This is a genomic window from Pseudomonas sp. BF-R-30 (assembly GCF_019956175.1).
Lineage (GTDB): Bacteria > Pseudomonadota > Gammaproteobacteria > Pseudomonadales > Pseudomonadaceae > Aquipseudomonas > Aquipseudomonas jessenii.
Genome location: NZ_JAHBDE010000003.1, coordinates 151,999 through 168,093, shown reverse-complemented (window position 1 = coordinate 168,093; position 16,095 = coordinate 151,999). Strand labels below are relative to the sequence as shown.

Below are 16,095 nucleotides of genomic sequence, written 5' to 3'. Positions count from 1 at the left end.
ACTATTCCTTCAGGATCAGCAGCGGTTCGCCTTTCTTCACGATGTAGGTCGCCAGTTCCGAGGCCTTGCCTCCACCCACGTTCTTCGCCACATGGGCGACGCCGTCAGGGATGTACAACGAATCACCGGCCTTGAGCGTCACCGGTGCCCGACCTTCCAGTTGATACTCAAAGGTACCGCTGATCACGTGCGCCACCTCTACGCCCGGGTGAGCATGTTTGGGCGAAGTCACGCCCGGATCGAAGTCCACGAGCACCTGAAGGACTTCGCGATCGGCGGCGCCCAGGTCTTCGCGTACCAGGTCGGTGCGATGCAGGCCCTGCTGCCAGCTTTTCATCGCCGGGGCCGGCTGTGTTTCCTGGGCTTGAGAGAGACTCGCTACAGTGGCGAGCCCAGCGGCGGCCAGAGCCAGACCAAGCTTGCCGAGGGTGTGACGGGTGTGGGTACGCAACATTGTCTTTCCTCCAATTGAACCACGCCAGGCCGCGCCGAAAGTGGCGCGGTGCCGGTGGTTCCATTTGAAGGCCGCCGTGTATCGCCCAGGTGTCGGGAAACAGCGGTTTTGTATGCCCCGGTAACGGCGGTCGTTGCGGATACCTGCGGATACAAACCCGCAGCTGCGGGCACGTCGTTGGTCTTATTCCCCCGCCGCCCCGCGACTGCCCTTGAAAGCGTCGCGCCGGGCGCTGCGTTCGGCGACATAGGCGGCACTCGGCTCACTGATCAGGTCCGCGCGGCGCAAGGGCTGCCCGCAATGGGCGCACATCGGTCCGAGCCCGGCCGGCTCGCCACAACTGCGGTGGGTATAGACCACCGCCAGGCCTTCCTCGGGCGACTTGCACCAGGTTTCACCCCAGGCCCGCAACGCCAGGACCACCGAGTAGAACGCGTCGCCTTTTTCCGTGAGGTGATATTCGTAGCGTTTTGGCCGCTCACTATAAGCGCGGCGCTCTACGAGCCCGTCGGCCTCCATGCTCTTCAAGCGCGCCGCGACCATTTGCGGCGTAGCGCCGGTCTGCGCCTGGATGTCATCAAAGCGATGGCTGCCCATGAACAACTCCCGCAACACCAGCACCGTCCAGCGGTCGCCAACGATGACTTCGGCCCGGGAGATCGGACACAGGGTTTCAGAAACGGTTGTTTTCACCGACATGCGGCATTGCCTCTTTCCTAGTTGCTATGATTATCATATCAACGTAAATCCTGAGCAACTACACTTCACCATCCACGGATTGTTTTGCGGAGAACCGTCATGCCCAACGCCACCTACCCTCTTGACCGGACTGCCTATCTGCTGGTCGACCCCTACAACGACTTTCTGTCGGAGGGCGGAAAGATCTACCCCTTGATCGAGCCAATGGCCAAGCAAGTCGGCCTGCTCGACAACCTGCGCACGCTTGATCGCACCATTCGCGCGCTCAACATCCCGGTGGTCATCGTACCGCACCGCCGCTGGGAAAAAGGCGACTACGAAAACTGGGATCACCCAAGCCCCACCCAGTGCAAGGTCATGCATATGCATCACTTCGCACGGGGTGAATGGGGCGGCGAATGGCACCCCGACTTCGCGCCGAAGGACGGTGACATCGTCGTGCAGGAACATTGGGGCTCCAGCGGTTTTGCCAATACAGACCTCGATTTTCGCCTCAAACAAAAGGGTATCACCCACGTGATCATCGTCGGCCTGCTGGCCAATACCTGCATCGAGGCAACCGCCCGTTACGCTCAGGAACTCGGCTATCACGTCACCCTGGTGCGGGATGCGACCGCGGCCTTCATGCAGGAGATGATGCATTCGGCCCATGAGCTGAACGGTCCGACCTTCGCTCACGCCATCCTGACCACCGATGAACTGGTTGCCGCGCTTGCACAGGCAGGTGAATGATGCTGTTGACCGGCACCTTGAGGTCTCGCTCCCACCCATCACGCTTGGCGCGCTTATTGATTGCACCGTGGGTGATGCCCTGGGCAGATGCGATCTCACGGGTGGAAAGCAATCCGGCCCGGGAGGCACGTTCAATTGCCTCCCAGTCGGGTTGCTTGGTTGTCATGGGAATCCTTCAGAGTCCTACCAGAAGAGAGTGCGTTGTCGTGCCCAGGCGAACTTCCAGGCGGCAGCTAATATAAAACTGCCCATCACAAAAGGAAGGTAATCATGAGATACAACCTGTTCGAGAATCAGAGAAACGAGATCATCCTGCTCGCGCGCATCCTTCTGATGATCCTTTTCATCATTTCCGGCTGGGGCAAACTGACCAACTTTGACGGTACCGCTACTTACATGAGCTCTCTCGGCGTGCCCATGCCCATGGTCGCTGCGGGGATTGCGGTCGTCATGGAGTTCTTTGTCGCTATAGCGATAGTCGTGGGTTTCTACACCCGCCCACTCGCATTTCTCTACGTCTTGTTCGTACTCGGTACTGCTCTAATCGGACATCACTTTTGGACTATGGTTGACCCAGAGCGCGCGGCCAACATGACCCAATATTTCAAGAACCTCAGTATCATGGGCGGCTTGCTGCTGCTGGGCATTACTGGTCCTGGCAAGTATTCGATTGATGGCAGATAGCTTCGCGAATAGCACTCGAGCCTTCCCGGTATCCGCGACACAATTTGCTAATTCGCGAAACGTGTCGCGAACTGGATCTCGTCTGCCTTTCGCTCAGCCCAGCGCTTGCCAAGCTGACGAGCCTGCTCTACGCCGAGCACGCCGATGAAGCCGAACTCTTTCACCGTCAGGCATGAGAGGCCGACCCTCTTAGCTTTCACCATCATGCACAGTGACCCTAACTCCCGTAGCGACAATCTCGTACTCAGTTTCGGAAATTTTATTCACGGCACCACCAAATTGCATTTCGAAATGCTTCAGACCTTCATGTCGAACCATGCCAGTTGGCGAGCGCTCAACGGTCTCGTCCTGATAGATGTTAATCACGTATTCCTGGTTATCTGTGCCAACCCCAACTATTTTTCCAACATATTTATCTGCCATGTCCGAACTCCTTGCGTGAAATCTCAAAGTAGCTGGTGCAGACAGATGAATCCACAGCATTGAACAGTTCACTTCACCATGATGTTGGTCTGCACCTGAGCGTGCCCGTGCAGGCGAGTGGCGTTGGTCGTGCCCTCTCCAATGTCGCGACATGAATTTCTGTTGTGCGGTAACCGTTCTGGCAACAAACCTTCCTGATGCCATCGCTTAGGGCCAAGCTGAGCGCGAACAAATTCCTTACATGTTTTTACATCTTCGAACCCGGCGTACAACGGCAACTTACATCGCCTTCCAATAATCGGCACCGGAATAATAAAAAGACCGATTACATGGAGAGTTTCAAATGCCCTTTACCCGTACTGTTCTAGCGTTGTCCCTCGGCCTGGTTTTTTTACAGAGCAATGCCCAGGCGGCGCCGCCGCTGTCACTCGCTAGCGGTAACTCCGAGCTGACTGCGCAAATCAGTAATGCCTGGATAGAAATCAATAAGACCGCGTTAGAACACAATATCCGTACCCTGCAAGCCGAGCTGGCCGGCAAGTCGAAACTCTGTGCGGTACTGAAAGCCGACGCTTATGGTCATGGTATCGGGTTGGTGATGCCTTCAGTGATCGCGCTGGGTGTACCGTGTGTAGCGGTCGCCAGTAACGAAGAGGCGCGAGTGGTTCGCGAAAGCGGTTTTAAAGGCCAGTTAATCCGTGTTCGCACCGCCTCCCTGGGGGAGCTGGAAAATGCTCTGCAGTACAACGTCGAGGAACTGGTTGGCAACCTCGATTTCGCCCGCCAGGCGGCCGATCTTGCACATAAACACGGTCGCAAACTGCAGGTGCACATCGGTCTCAACTCAAGCGGCATGAGCCGTAACGGCGTGGAAATGGCCACCGAACAGGGCAAGAAAGACGCCGTGGCAATCACAAAGGTACCGAATCTGGAAGTGGTCGCAATCATGACCCACTTCGCCGTGGAAGATAAGGACGATGTACGCAAGGGCCTGGCAACCTTCAACGAACAAGCGGCCTGGCTGATGGACGTGGCCCAGCTCGATCGCAAGAAAATCACCCTGCACGCGGCCAACTCCTTCGCCACCCTGGAAGTACCCGAATCGCGCCTGGACATGGTGCGCACGGGCGGCGCATTGTTTGGCGATACCGTCATTTCGCGCACTGAATATCGGCGCGTGATGCAGTTCAAGTCGCATGTCGCCTCGGTCAATAACTATCCCGCTGGAAACACAGTGGGTTACGACCGCACCTTCACACTGACACGTGATTCGAAACTGGCCAATATCACGGTCGGTTACTCCGATGGCTATCGCCGTGTGTTCACCAATAAAGGCGTGGTGTTGATCAATGGTCATCGCGTGCCGGTGGTAGGCAAGGTTTCGATGAACACCGTGATGGTCGATGTCACGGATGCACCCGACGTCAAGGCGGATGATGAAGTAGTGCTGTTTGGCAAACAAGGCGCAAGCGAGGTCAGCCAGGCTGAAGTCGAAGAGATCAACGGTGCGCTACTGGCCGACCTCTATACCGTCTGGGGCAGTGCCAACCCGAAAATACTGGTCGAGAAGTAATCCCGCCATTATCGTAAATCACAGGGCGCGATCATTCGGGCACAGCTTTGCCAAGCGCTGACAAGCTCCAATGTATGAAAGGGACCGACAGGAGAGAGCTCGCTTTCTCTTGTCGGAAGGTGACCATCATGCCTTGGCCAGACGCTTACGATTCGCGAAACGTGTCGCGACTTACTTGGCTCGCCGATCGATCCCACCGGGCGTCTTGTCACAGTGCAAGTCGTATTGGTTTGAAGCTGTGTGGATTGCAGGGTGCATTCGAGCAGATGAACGGGCAACAAAAACCCGGCACGGTGGCCGGGTTTTTGTGTTGAGTGTGTGTATCGATCATAGCTTGCAGGAACCACATTAAAACTACCCATGCCAGCCCACCAAACATCAACAACCAGCGTTATGACAACATCCCCTCTAGACAGTGCGGTTTAAGTCGAACCGGTCTAAATTCATCACTTTGGTCCACGCAGCGACGAAGTCCTTGACGAACTTCTGCTGCGCATCGGCGCAGGCATAGACTTCAGCCAGCGCACGCAACTGCGCATTGGAACCAAAGACCAGGTCAACCCGGGTGCCCGTCCACTTCACTGCACCGGTTTTGCGATCACGTCCTTCATACTCTTGCTGGGCATCCGACACGGGCTTCCACTCCACGCCCATATCCAGCAGGTTGGTGAAGAAGTCGTTGGTCAAGGCTTCCGGACGCGTGGTGAACACACCGTGTTTGCTCTGGCCGACATTGATGTCCAACCCGCGCAAGCCACCCAGCAATACCGTCATTTCCGGCGCACTGAGCGTCAGCAGTTGTGCCTTGTCGATCAGCAATTTTTCGGCCGGCACCCGGTACTGTTGCTTCAGGTAATTACGGAAGCCGTCGGCAATCGGTTCAAGGAATCCGAAGGACTCGACATCGGTCTGTTCCTGGCTGGCGTCCATGCGTCCCGGGCTGAACGGCACCGTCACACTGTGGCCGGCGTTTTTCGCAGCCTGTTCGACACCCGCGCCACCGGCGAGCACGATCAGGTCGGCCAGGGAGATTTTCTTGCCATCGGTTTGCGCGCTATTGAACTCGTTCTGGATGCCTTCGAGTTTGGCCAGCACATTGGCCAGTTGCTCTGGCTGGTTGGCCTCCCAGGACTTTTGCGGTGCCAGGCGCAGACGCCCGCCGTTGGCACCGCCGCGCTTGTCGGAGCCACGGAAGCTGGAAGCCGCCGCCCAAGCTGTAGATACAAGCTGCGAGACCGACAGGCCGGACGCCAGCACCTTGCTTTTCAGGCCCGCCACGTCACTGTCATTGACCAGCGGATGATCGACGGCAGGGATCGGGTCTTGCCACAGCAGTTCTTCGTTCGGCATTTCCGGGCCGAAGTAGCGTGAGAGCGGACCCATGTCACGGTGAATCAGCTTGTACCAGGCACGGGCGAACGCGTCGGCCAACTGGTCTGGATTGGCCAGGAAGCGCCGCGAAATCGGTTCATAGATCGGGTCGAAGCGTAGCGACAGGTCCGTGGTCAGCATGGTCGGATCGCGCCGTCTGGACGGATCGTGTGCATCCGGAATGGTGCCGGCACCCGCGCCGTTTTTCGGCTTCCACTGGTTTGCCCCCGCCGGGCTCTTGGTCAGTTCCCATTCGTAACCGAACAGGTTCTCCAGGTAGTTGTTGCTCCACTGGGTTGGCGTGGTCGTCCAGGTGACTTCCAGGCCGCTGGAGATGGTGTCGCCACCTTTACCGGTACCGAACGTGCTCTTCCAGCCCAGGCCTTGCAGTTCGAGGCCGGCGGCTTCGGGCTCAGGTCCGACATGATCGACGGGACCCGCACCGTGGGTTTTGCCGAAGGCGTGACCGCCCGCGATCAGCGCGACGGTTTCCTCATCGTTCATTGCCATGCGCGCAAAGGTTTCACGGATATCTATCCCGGCGGAAACCGGATCGGAGTTGCCTTCAGGGCCCTCCGGGTTTACGTAGATCAGGCCCATCTGCACGGCTGCGAGGGGGGTTTCCAGAGTGCGCTCTACGGGATTTTGCCCGGCATCCTTGCCATAACGCACGTCGCCACCCAGCCACTTGCCTTCAGCCCCCCAGTAGACGTCTTCGTCCGGTTCCCAGACATCGGGGCGGCCAGCGGAAAAACCAAAGGTCTTGAAGCCCATGGATTCCAGTGCGACGTTGCCGGCGAGGACGATCAGGTCGGCCCAGGAGATTTTGTTGCCGTACTTTTGCTTGACCGGCCAGAGCAGCCGACGGGCCTTGTCGAGGCTGACGTTGTCCGGCCAGCTGTTGAGCGGCGCAAAACGTTGCTGGCCGGAACCGGCACCACCTCGACCGTCACCGGTGCGATAGGTGCCTGCGGCGTGCCAGGACATGCGGATAAAGAAAGGCCCATAGTGACCGAAGTCCGCTGGCCACCAATCCTGGGAATCGGTCATCAGCGCAGTCAGGTCGTTTTTCAGCGCCTGGAAGTCCAGGCTCTTGAAGGCTTCGGCGTAGTTGAAGTCGCCTCCCAGCGGGTCAGACTTGGGCGAGTGTTGACTCAAGATCTTCAGGTTCAGTTGGTTCGGCCACCAGTCGCGGTTCGTCGTGCCACCGCCAGCGGCGTGATTGAACGGGCATTTCGATTCAGTTGACATGGCATCTCCTCTTGATTTTGTTTTCAGCTAACCACCTTTGAGCGTGGCTCCGGATCACCGATTGATGAAATAGCTTTTCGGTATGGGATCCATAGCCTTGAGGCTATGACAGCCCCGCGATCAGTCGCTCCAGACCCTCCATTAAAGTCCCGGTCGGGGAAACTGTCGCTCCATCTTTGGAGATAGCTGATAAACAGTTCAAATCAGTAACGAGTTGCACAGTGGATGAGCAGCATTGGCTGCAAGGATGTTGTCATCAGGGCATTCCTGTATTCAATAAAAAACCGGCCTTTCAGCCGGTTTTTTTATGTCACTCAACAGCACTTCGGTCCGGCTTTACTGCCGTAACGGGCCTCCTGGCGCTCGCGGAAGAACGCCTCGTAGTCCATCACCGGTTTGTCCGGGTGCTTGGTCTGCATATGCTCGACGTAGTTGTCGTAGTCGGGCATGCCGACCATCAGGCGCGCGGCCTGACCGAGGTATTTACCGAGGCGACTCAGGTCATTGAACATGATCAGGCATCCGGCAGCGCTTGATATGGCGCTTCTTTATCCGTGCGTTCCTTGGTGCCCCAGGCAGCGATGCCGACCTTGAGCGCAAAGAACAGGATGCTGAACACCACGAACAGGAACAGCGCAGTCAGGGTCGCGTTGGTGTAGGCGTTGAAGATCACATGCTGCATCTGGTCGATGCTCTTGGCCGGGGCCAGCACCTGACCATTGGCCAGCGCATCGCTGTACTTCTTCGCCAGGGCCAGGAAGCCGATCGCCGGGTTGGCGTCGAACAGCTTGATGAAGCCGGCGGTGGTGGTGCAGATCAGCAGCCATACGGCCGGCAGCAAGGTCACCCACACATAACGCTGGCGCTTCATCTTGATCAGCACCACGGTGCCGAGCATCAGCGCGATACCGGCCAGCATCTGGTTGGAGATACCGAACAGCGGCCACAGGGTGTTGATGCCACCCAGTGGATCGATCACGCCCTGGTACAGCAGATAACCCCACATGGCCACGCAACCGGCGGTGGCCACCAGGTTGGCGGTCCAGGATTCGGTGCGTTTGAGCGCCGGCACGAAAGAGCCGAGCAAGTCCTGGAGCATGAAGCGACCGGCACGGGTACCGGCATCCACTGCGGTGAGGATGAACAGCGCTTCGAACAGGATCGCGAAGTGGTACCAGAACGCCATAGTGTTTTCACCCGGCAGAACACTGTGCAGGATCTGCGCGATACCGACCGCCAGGGTCGGCGCACCACCGGCACGGGCCAGGATGGTGGTTTCACCGATGTCATGGGCTACGGCTTGCAAGGCTTCCGGGGTAATGGCGAAGCCCCAACTGCTGACGGTTTGCGCAACGGTCACCGCATCGGCACCGACTACAGCGGCCGGGCTGTTCATGGCGAAATACACACCCGGATCGATCACCGACGCGGCAACCATGGCCATGATGGCGACGAACGACTCCATTAGCATGCCGCCGTAACCGATGTAGCGGGCATGCCCCTCACTGGCGAGCAGCTTGGGCGTGGTGCCGGAAGCAATCAGCGAGTGGAAACCGGAGACCGCGCCACAGGCGATGGTGATGAACAGGAACGGGAACAGACCGCCCTTCCAAACCGGACCGGTGCCGTCGACGAACTGGGTCAGGGCCGGCATTCTCAGCTCGGGCATGGTCACCAGGATGCCAATCGCCAGGGCGACGATGGTGCCGATTTTCAGGAAGGTGGAGAGATAGTCACGGGGTGCCAGGATCAGCCACACCGGCAGTACCGCCGCGACAAAACCGTAGCCGATCAGCATCCAGGTGATCTGGATACCGGTAAAGGTAAAGGCCTTGGCCCACACCGGATCCGCGGCAATCTGCCCGCCGAGCCAGATCGAGCCCAGCAGCAACAGCACGCCGATCACCGAGATTTCACCAATGCGACCCGGGCGGATGTAGCGCATGTAGATGCCCATGAACATCGCGATCGGGATGGTCGCCATTACCGTGAAAATGCCCCAAGGGCTTTCGGCCAGGGCCTTCACCACGATCAGCGCCAGCACCGCGAGGATGATGACCATGATCAGGAAGCAGCCGAACAGCGCGATGGTGCCGGGGATGCGGCCCATTTCCTCACGGACCATGTCGCCCAGGGAACGACCGTTGCGGCGGGTGGACATGAACAGGACCATGAAGTCCTGCACCGCACCGGCCAGCACCACGCCGGCGATCAGCCACAGCGTGCCGGGCAGGTAGCCCATCTGCGCCGCCAACACCGGGCCGACCAGCGGACCTGCACCGGCAATGGCCGCGAAGTGGTGACCGAACAGGACATGTTTGTTGGTCGGCACGTAGTCCAGACCATCGTTATTGAGCACAGCCGGAGTGGCTCGATTGGGGTCGAGTTGCATCACTTTGTTGGCGATGAACAGGCTGTAGTAGCGGTAGGCAACGAGGTAGATGGCGACGGCTGCGACTACGATCCACAGGGCGTTGATCGCTTCGCCGCGGCGCAGGGCCACGACACTCAGCGCAATCGCTCCCAGGACAGCCACGGCAAACCAGGCGAGGTGTTTAGCCAGACGGGGCATAGCGTGTCTCCTGCCGACAGCCAGTGACTGCGGCGGTAATTTTTATAATTGTGTCCGCAGTGCGGAGCTGGCCCAATATCTGCGCATGTCGTCCACAAATAAATCCGCGTTACTACGTACGTGGCGTCTACGTAGTTCTACGTAGATGACGCCGATCTCCCTGTGGGAGCGGGCTTGCTCGCGAAGGCGGTCGTAGGTGATCATTAGAAATGAGAGTGATGACATTAGAACTGAGAGCGGCCCCGCATCGACAGAAATCTTGGACTATTTACCCATTTTTAAGGCTTCCAGAATCCCAATAAGACAGAAATTCTGGACTTTTCGTCGCGCTCGAACGGATTCATGGAGTTTCCGTCGGATGCGTCACAAAAGATGGACTTTTAGTCGTGAGTAGCTCGCTACGGCTGCCGGCAGCACTGCGATTTAACGAGAACAGTTCTTTTATACGGCTGCACAACCGAGGCATTTCGACACCGGGCTTTCGGCGCCTGAGGCGGTGGGCGTGGTAGGTTGAGTGGGTGATATCAAACACTTTGCACGGCCAATCAATCGGCTTATGGACGCTCAACTGTTTGATCAGCGCGGTCGCTCGTTATCTTCCGACATCAAGAGCTCGGTAGCCTTTTTAATATCGATTTTTCCCGCTCAAGGTGGGTGTTCCTGGATACCGCGGGATTATGTGACCTCCTATGGCGAGGCGCTCGCGGACTTAGCCATGCATGACACCCCTAGCCTCTTCCTGTGCAGCTAATACCACGCGGTTTGGGTCGGTGGAAAGCAGATCCTGTGGGCGCTTACCTCCAAGCCATCCGTTGGGAGAGATAAACCAGAATGAAACTCCCCATCCATCTTTCATAGGACAGAGAACAGATAATACATCTCTAAGCCCGGGAATCGGGCTGGCGCCGCCTTGCGATGGGAAGGCGTATACTGGAAAAGACCTGCAACCATCGTGATCGATCGAGAAAATTCGGTGGTCCGCTTCCCACTCCTTGAGTGCGGGACTCAGGAGCTCAACGTGAATACCCAGATGGTTAGCTAGTTCCTGAACTAGCAGGAAGTCTCCGCATGTCAGAATATGAGCTCTGGCAAGGGCAGCCATCTCATCTTCTCTTTCTTCGATAGTCCGACGCTTTTCTTTTCTTCCTGCAGGCGCCGCCCCTGGGCGAGGACACACGTCTATTCCATGTTCCTTTAGTGGTTTACCCGCAGGAGCTGAGCTCTCGACCCGACTGAATGCCTCAATCGCGCTAGCTTTGACATCTTTATCGGGATCAATCGTCATGGGTTGGCCTCCTAGTTACCTTCCAATTCTCCTGATGCACGAAGCGCGCTGCTGGTGAGCAGCGGGAAAATTGCCTGACACCTCAGGCGTCAACATTGGTATGGCTTGATTATAAACGCTAAATTCAATGATTTAAGCTTGGCTCTCCTTCGCTGTGAAAATACGATTCCAATCTCGAGCCACCAATGTCCGACACGCGATCTCTGATCCTCCGAAGCAGCGTCTTGAGACCGTCTGCATGTTTGCTTCTGTTACATAGCAAATTGACTCACCATTTTCATTGAGCAAAATGCCACCCGCACCTCGCAACAACGCGTGTCCTGCAACGACGTCATGTGCAGAAGCCGCGTACAGAGAAACTCCGCAGACGCCATCTCCTGCGGCGACTTTTGCAAGCCTATAGGCAATTGAGGGCATCGCAACAAAACTGCTGGGGGTACAGAGCTCACGATTGATCTCTGGCTTGAAAATCGCGGCGGCACTCACCATCACGTAGGAGCTACTCGACAATGCCAGTCCAGAGAGCTTTCTTGCTACTGGCTGTCCATTGCGTAACAAATCGGGTAGTCCCTCAGACCAGGCGATGCAATCAGGCGAGCCCTCAACAGTGACTGGTGCGTAGACCACGCCCAACACCGGAATTTGCTTATGCAGGAGGCCGACAGAAATGGCAGACCCTTTGAGACCTTTGAGAAAATCACTCGTACCGTCATTAGGATCGACGACCCAACACCAGGAATGTCCCGTAAGGCTATGTCCGGTTTCCTCGCCCCAGAAGTCACAAGAAAAAAGTCCTAGAAGTTGCTGGCGTAGAACGCGTTCGATTTCTATGTCTACTATGGCCTTATCGCCCTTCCCTCGTGGTCCATTCACCCTCGCCCATTCCGCAATAAGTAGCTGCCCCGCGCGGATAACTACCTCGATAGTCTGAGTGAGTAGCACTGGAAGATCTGATTTGTGCATGGGGCTCTCAATATCGGAAGAAATACTGGGACGCTTGATGAGGGTTAGGCTGTCAGCTAGGCAATTCAGATTTGTCTATGCATCCTGGGGGCATTATCTGACCACATGTAACGGGTCGAAAATAGGCGTGTGGAGCTTCGGTCACCTTGAGGATTAGGGTTATGCTAGCCGCCCGCAAGGTGCCCAGTAGGTTCATGTTCTATTCCGAATTGCGAGGCCGCATCAAGAAATCTATGTGCTACTTCATTAGATCTATTTGCCATCATGCGCTGAGCTTCGGCCTCAAATTGAGCCTTTAAAAACCACTTAGACGTTTTGACTTTACGCCTTCCTTTCATGGCCGCCTCTCGTGAACACTGTTGGGTAAGGGGGCTTCGTCGTTGCGCTCGTCGTGGCCTAACGCCGGCAGCGATGATTAGCGTGGAGGTCGATAAGTTTGAAAGCCAGAAGAATCCGTACCCTCCTCCCCGGTTTGATCTACAAAAATGTCTCCGTTGGGATTGAGCTACGGTACCAATGGAGAAGCGACAACTACTCAGGGGCATCCTCGTCATCAGGTAGATTTACTGCGTTGACCATTCGAGTAATGACGATAGACAACCATGTTTGATGGGCGACAAGCTCTGGGTCATCGTCACCATCCGCATTGGACGTTTCATAGAGTGATCTCCAGCCCAGGATATCTGCTGGGTCGACCTTAGCGTTGTCTCTGAATACAGCTTTTGAAGCAAGCCGGTAGGCGTATGTATCCAAGCAAGTGTTATCCGCCAACCTTAGCTCGACTCGGCCAACATTAAGCACATTCTCAGCGATCCAACGCGGAGAGCCGTTAAGTTTTGGAGGAATTGCCAGCAGGACACCAACGATGGCCTTATCTGAATCAGGCCGATCCATTTCGTTGAACAGGTCGATCAGCTGTTGGCCGGAGAACCGTTTGACTATCTCTATGCCCTGCTCCGGCTGCGCAACGTTCGCCACCGCGACTATCAGCATGGTTGAAGGACTGTGCTCATTACTCGTCGCAGATAACTGACGGGCGCTAATCTGAAGTGCGGGCATAAGTCCCTCTCAAAATGAACACTATAGATTGTAGCTCTATAGAGCTCAAAAAGGCTTCATCGTTCCTTTTGTGGGTTATGCAAAATGGAACTGAAGGAAGCGTTTGCCATTGCGTTACGTAACACACGGCTTCGCCGGGGTTTGACCCAAGAAGATTTTGGAATCGTCAGTAGCAGGACATATTTGAGTACGCTTGAGCGCGGCCTTAAGAACGTTACATTGGAAAAGGCATCGGAGCTTGCCGACAGAATGGGTGTGCATCCACTCACTCTCCTCCTTGAGAGCTTTTTGCTCCTCGATCCGGATACAGATTTGGACTCGCTGCTTGAACGAATTCGACGCGAGATCAATACAGACCAAAACTCTTAGCTAAGCGCCGGTGATGTCGAACTATTGCAGAGCGTTGTCTGGCGTCTCGTACTGAGTCAAGTGATCTCGACCTTGAGCAAATTGAGTGTTTTAGGGAAGTTCCCTATTCAGTACTCAAGGTATACAAAAATCTCCAACATGGCCCCGATGGCATGCAGGCTAGGTAAACGATTGGTTTTCCGGCGATATACCCCTAACGTTGACCAGCCCTTCCCCCGCGGCCTGTGATATTTGCAAAGGTACCAATGCGCCATAGGATCAAAATGCAAACCCTTCTGCTATCTGAATCAGCAGCTCCTCAATCAGTCGGGTGCCCTGGGTGGTGGAAAGCATCGCAATAGGGCTTTTGCCCGAAAAGCGATCCTTGGACTTGGAGAGCCAGTGCTTGGCCTTTTCGTCGTCCCCGAAGAGCGTCTGGGCCATGGCCATGATGTGTGCAACACGGAACAGGCGATCGCTCTCCTCCACCGTCAATCGTTGGCCGCGCGCCAACCTCGTTTTGAGAGCTTTGAGTGGAATGATCTGATCGCGCTCTAGCGAGCTTATTGCGCCAAGGTCGCAAAGGGCTTTGACACTACCAGCCGAGAAACCCGCCTCGATCAGTTCATGGATATCCTGATCTGAAGCGTCCGTTGGGATGTAGAGAAGTGCTTCCAGCCGCACACGGTAGGCACCATAGGCATTCTCGCGCAGAATTTCAGCAAACATTGCGAAATTGCACCCTACTTGACCACCCGTTTGCATTGCATATGACCACCCATTTGCATTGGACCTGACCAGCTGTTTGCATGGGACTTGACCAGATGCTTTGAATGGATTCCTCAGAGCATGAGAATTTTGCTCTCGGCCATCTTCATAGCACAGTGGGTAACTGCACGGACTTGCCCACCCATTTGCATTCGTCCTGACCAGTCATGTGCACTGTATTTGACCAGCAAGATTTGTGGAGACATGACCGGCAGAGAACGGCCCAGAGTGTGTAAAAACGCCTGCGCGAACCCTTGCTATGATTTTTGATGATTTCATCGCAGGGATCGCCCATGAAGCGCTTTATCCAAGGTGAACATCGAGGCCAAGGCACCTTACTTCCCGAGAGCCTCGACGACTACGTCAGCGATACCAATCCGGTGCGGGTAGTCGACGTCTTCGTCGACGAACTCGACCTGGTCAATCTGGGTTTTGAAGGTGCCATTCCAGCCGATACTGGCCGGCCGGCTTACCACCCCGCGATCCTGCTGAAGATCTACATCTACGGCTATCTCAACCGCATCCAGTCGAGCCGGCGGCTGGAACGAGAAGCCCAGCGCAACGTCGAACTGATGTGGTTGACCGGGCGTTTGATGCCGGACTTCAAGACCATCGCTAACTTCCGAAAAGACAACAGCAAGGCCATCCGAGGCGTCTGTCGCCAGTTCGTTGTGCTGTGTCAGCAGTTGGGACTGTTTGGAGAAAATCTGGTCGCCATTGATGGCAGTAAATTCAAAGCAGTCAACAACCGCGACCGCAATTTCACCAGCGCCAAACTGAAGCGGCGCATGGAAGAAATTGAATCGAGCATCAACCGTTACCTGGCGGCACTCGATGCTGCCGATCGGCAAGAACCCACAGCTTCCGAGCCCAGTGCCGGGCGGCTGGAAGAGAAAATCGCCAAGCTCAAAACTCAAATGAAGGAGCTTCAGGCGATCGAAATCCAGCTCAATGAATCGCCGGATAAACAGGTCTCACTGACCGATCCAGACGCCCGTTCCATGATGACGCGCGGCACAGGAATCGTCGGCTACAACGTGCAGACAGCGGTCGATACTCAGCACCATTTGATCGTTGCACATGAGGTGACCAACGTCGGTTCCGACCGCGATCAACTCAGTTCAATGGCCAAGCAGGCCCGCGAGGCGATAGCGTCAGAAACGTTGTCGGTGGTGGCGGACCGAGGTTATTTCAAAAGCGAACAAATCCTGGCTTGTCACGATGCCGGCATCACCGCCTATGTGCCCAAACCGATGACCTCTGGAGCCAAGGCTGACGGGCGTTTCAATAACGATGCCTTCGTCTATGACGCGGCAAAAAACGAATACATTTGCCCGGCTGGAGAGGCGCTGATCTGGCACTACTCCTACGTTGAAAAAGGCCTGAAGTTGCATCGTTACTGGAGTTCGAAATGCCAGGGCTGCGCGTTGAAATTGCAGTGCACACCGAGCACGGAACGACGAGTTCGACGCTGGGAGCATGAAGACGTATTGGAGGAGATGCAGCTTCGGCTGAGCAAAGCACCAGAGATGATGCGAGTCCGAAAACGGACCGTTGAGCATCCCTTCGGGACGCTCAAACAATGGATGGGTGCAACGCACTTCCTGACGCGAAAGCTGGCCGGGGTGAGCGCAGAGATGAGCTTGAATGTGCTCGCCTACAACTTGAAACGGGTCATGAAAATCATTGGTGCTAACGGTTTGATGAAGGCGCTGTCGGCATAAAAAAGGCTGGTTTTGGCCCATCCCAGAGGCTGTAAAAACAGCGTTACGTGTTCCAGGTCGCGACCGATGCGACTCGAAGCATTGGCCGTGCGATCGCTCAACCAACGAACGTCAATGACCCAAGACGATCAGGTTATGAGCGTTTTTACACACTCTGGGCCAATAGCTGCCGTTGGTGAGATGCAATTT

Annotated in this window: 16 protein-coding genes and 1 pseudogene; 5 read left to right on the top strand and 12 right to left on the bottom strand. The window is 56.1% G+C overall.

The annotated features are described in order from the left end of the window. Position 1: 1 nt before the first annotated feature. Positions 2-454, bottom strand: a complete 453-nt coding sequence (locus KGB20_RS02425; RefSeq protein WP_223531989.1) for a cupin domain-containing protein — start codon at positions 452-454, stop codon at positions 2-4. Positions 455-637: 183 nt separating this feature from the next. Beyond that, positions 638-1,153 carry a winged helix-turn-helix transcriptional regulator gene (locus KGB20_RS02420; RefSeq protein WP_223531987.1) on the bottom strand — a complete coding sequence of 172 codons (516 nt, stop codon included), beginning with the start codon at positions 1,151-1,153 and terminating at the stop codon, positions 638-640. Positions 1,154-1,252: 99 nt separating this feature from the next. Between KGB20_RS02420 and KGB20_RS02415 the strand changes: the two genes are divergently transcribed. Both KGB20_RS02415 and KGB20_RS02410 read left to right on the top strand, forming a co-directional pair. Next, positions 1,253-1,885, top strand: coding sequence for an isochorismatase family cysteine hydrolase (locus KGB20_RS02415; RefSeq protein WP_223531985.1), 633 nt, complete (start codon positions 1,253-1,255; stop codon positions 1,883-1,885). 270 nt (positions 1,886-2,155) lie between these two features. After that, complete coding sequence (locus KGB20_RS02410; RefSeq protein ID WP_154862037.1) at positions 2,156-2,569, top strand: DoxX family protein; 414 nt, start codon at positions 2,156-2,158, stop codon at positions 2,567-2,569. Between the two features lie 47 nt (positions 2,570-2,616). On the opposite strand, the gene KGB20_RS02405 is transcribed toward KGB20_RS02410, so the two are convergent. Together KGB20_RS02405 and KGB20_RS02400 are read right to left on the bottom strand one after the other, a co-directional pair. Then, entirely contained in the window at positions 2,617-2,775 is a 159-nt protein-coding gene (locus KGB20_RS02405) for a hypothetical protein (RefSeq protein ID WP_223531983.1), read from the bottom strand. Then, positions 2,759-2,992 carry a hypothetical protein gene (locus KGB20_RS02400; RefSeq protein ID WP_154862039.1) on the bottom strand — a complete coding sequence of 78 codons (234 nt, stop codon included), beginning with the start codon at positions 2,990-2,992 and terminating at the stop codon, positions 2,759-2,761. Before KGB20_RS02400 ends, KGB20_RS02405 begins: the two co-directional genes overlap by 17 nt. Positions 2,993-3,335: 343 nt before the next feature. On the opposite strand from KGB20_RS02400, the gene alr reads away from it, so the two are divergent. Next, entirely contained in the window at positions 3,336-4,565 is a 1,230-nt protein-coding gene (gene alr, locus KGB20_RS02395) for an alanine racemase (protein WP_223531981.1), read from the top strand. 408 nt (positions 4,566-4,973) lie between these two features. On the opposite strand, the gene katG is transcribed toward alr, so the two are convergent. The 7 genes and pseudogenes from katG to KGB20_RS02360 form a co-directional block, all read right to left on the bottom strand. Further along, positions 4,974-7,187 (bottom strand): catalase/peroxidase HPI, encoded by a 2,214-nt coding sequence (gene katG, locus KGB20_RS02390; RefSeq protein ID WP_154862041.1) that lies wholly within the window; start codon positions 7,185-7,187, stop codon positions 4,974-4,976. 314 nt (positions 7,188-7,501) lie between these two features. After that, entirely contained in the window at positions 7,502-7,699 is a 198-nt protein-coding gene (locus tag KGB20_RS02385) for a YbdD/YjiX family protein (RefSeq protein ID WP_007976534.1), read from the bottom strand. 2 nt (positions 7,700-7,701) lie between these two features. After that, a complete protein-coding gene (locus KGB20_RS02380) occupies positions 7,702-9,759 on the bottom strand; it encodes a carbon starvation CstA family protein (RefSeq protein WP_090456291.1) in 2,058 nt (685 codons plus the stop codon). A 388-nt stretch (positions 9,760-10,147) separates the two neighbouring features. Next, positions 10,148-10,424: pseudogene (locus KGB20_RS02375) on the bottom strand (IS3 family transposase); the annotation flags it as partial. Between the two features lie 44 nt (positions 10,425-10,468). Further along, positions 10,469-11,044 carry a hypothetical protein gene (locus KGB20_RS02370; protein WP_223531979.1) on the bottom strand — a complete coding sequence of 192 codons (576 nt, stop codon included), beginning with the start codon at positions 11,042-11,044 and terminating at the stop codon, positions 10,469-10,471. Between the two features lie 132 nt (positions 11,045-11,176). Further along, the gene (locus KGB20_RS02365) at positions 11,177-12,007 is read right to left on the bottom strand and encodes an inositol monophosphatase family protein (protein ID WP_223531977.1); all 831 of its coding nucleotides are present in this window, start codon (positions 12,005-12,007) and stop codon (positions 11,177-11,179) included. A gap of 531 nt (positions 12,008-12,538) precedes the next feature. After that, positions 12,539-13,066: a hypothetical protein gene (locus KGB20_RS02360; protein WP_223531975.1), complete on the bottom strand. Its 528-nt coding sequence runs from the start codon at positions 13,064-13,066 to the stop codon at positions 12,539-12,541. An 84-nt stretch (positions 13,067-13,150) separates the two neighbouring features. Here KGB20_RS02360 and KGB20_RS02355 point away from each other — a divergent pair, with 84 nt between their 5' ends. Beyond that, positions 13,151-13,435 carry a helix-turn-helix domain-containing protein gene (locus tag KGB20_RS02355; protein ID WP_019649822.1) on the top strand — a complete coding sequence of 95 codons (285 nt, stop codon included), beginning with the start codon at positions 13,151-13,153 and terminating at the stop codon, positions 13,433-13,435. A 258-nt stretch (positions 13,436-13,693) separates the two neighbouring features. On the opposite strand, the gene KGB20_RS02350 is transcribed toward KGB20_RS02355, so the two are convergent. Beyond that, positions 13,694-14,143 carry an antitoxin Xre/MbcA/ParS toxin-binding domain-containing protein gene (locus KGB20_RS02350; RefSeq protein WP_223531973.1) on the bottom strand — a complete coding sequence of 150 codons (450 nt, stop codon included), beginning with the start codon at positions 14,141-14,143 and terminating at the stop codon, positions 13,694-13,696. A gap of 332 nt (positions 14,144-14,475) precedes the next feature. On the opposite strand from KGB20_RS02350, the gene KGB20_RS02345 reads away from it, so the two are divergent. Then, positions 14,476-15,906, top strand: coding sequence for an IS1182 family transposase (locus KGB20_RS02345; protein WP_223531971.1), 1,431 nt, complete (start codon positions 14,476-14,478; stop codon positions 15,904-15,906). Positions 15,907-16,095 lie beyond the last annotated feature (189 nt).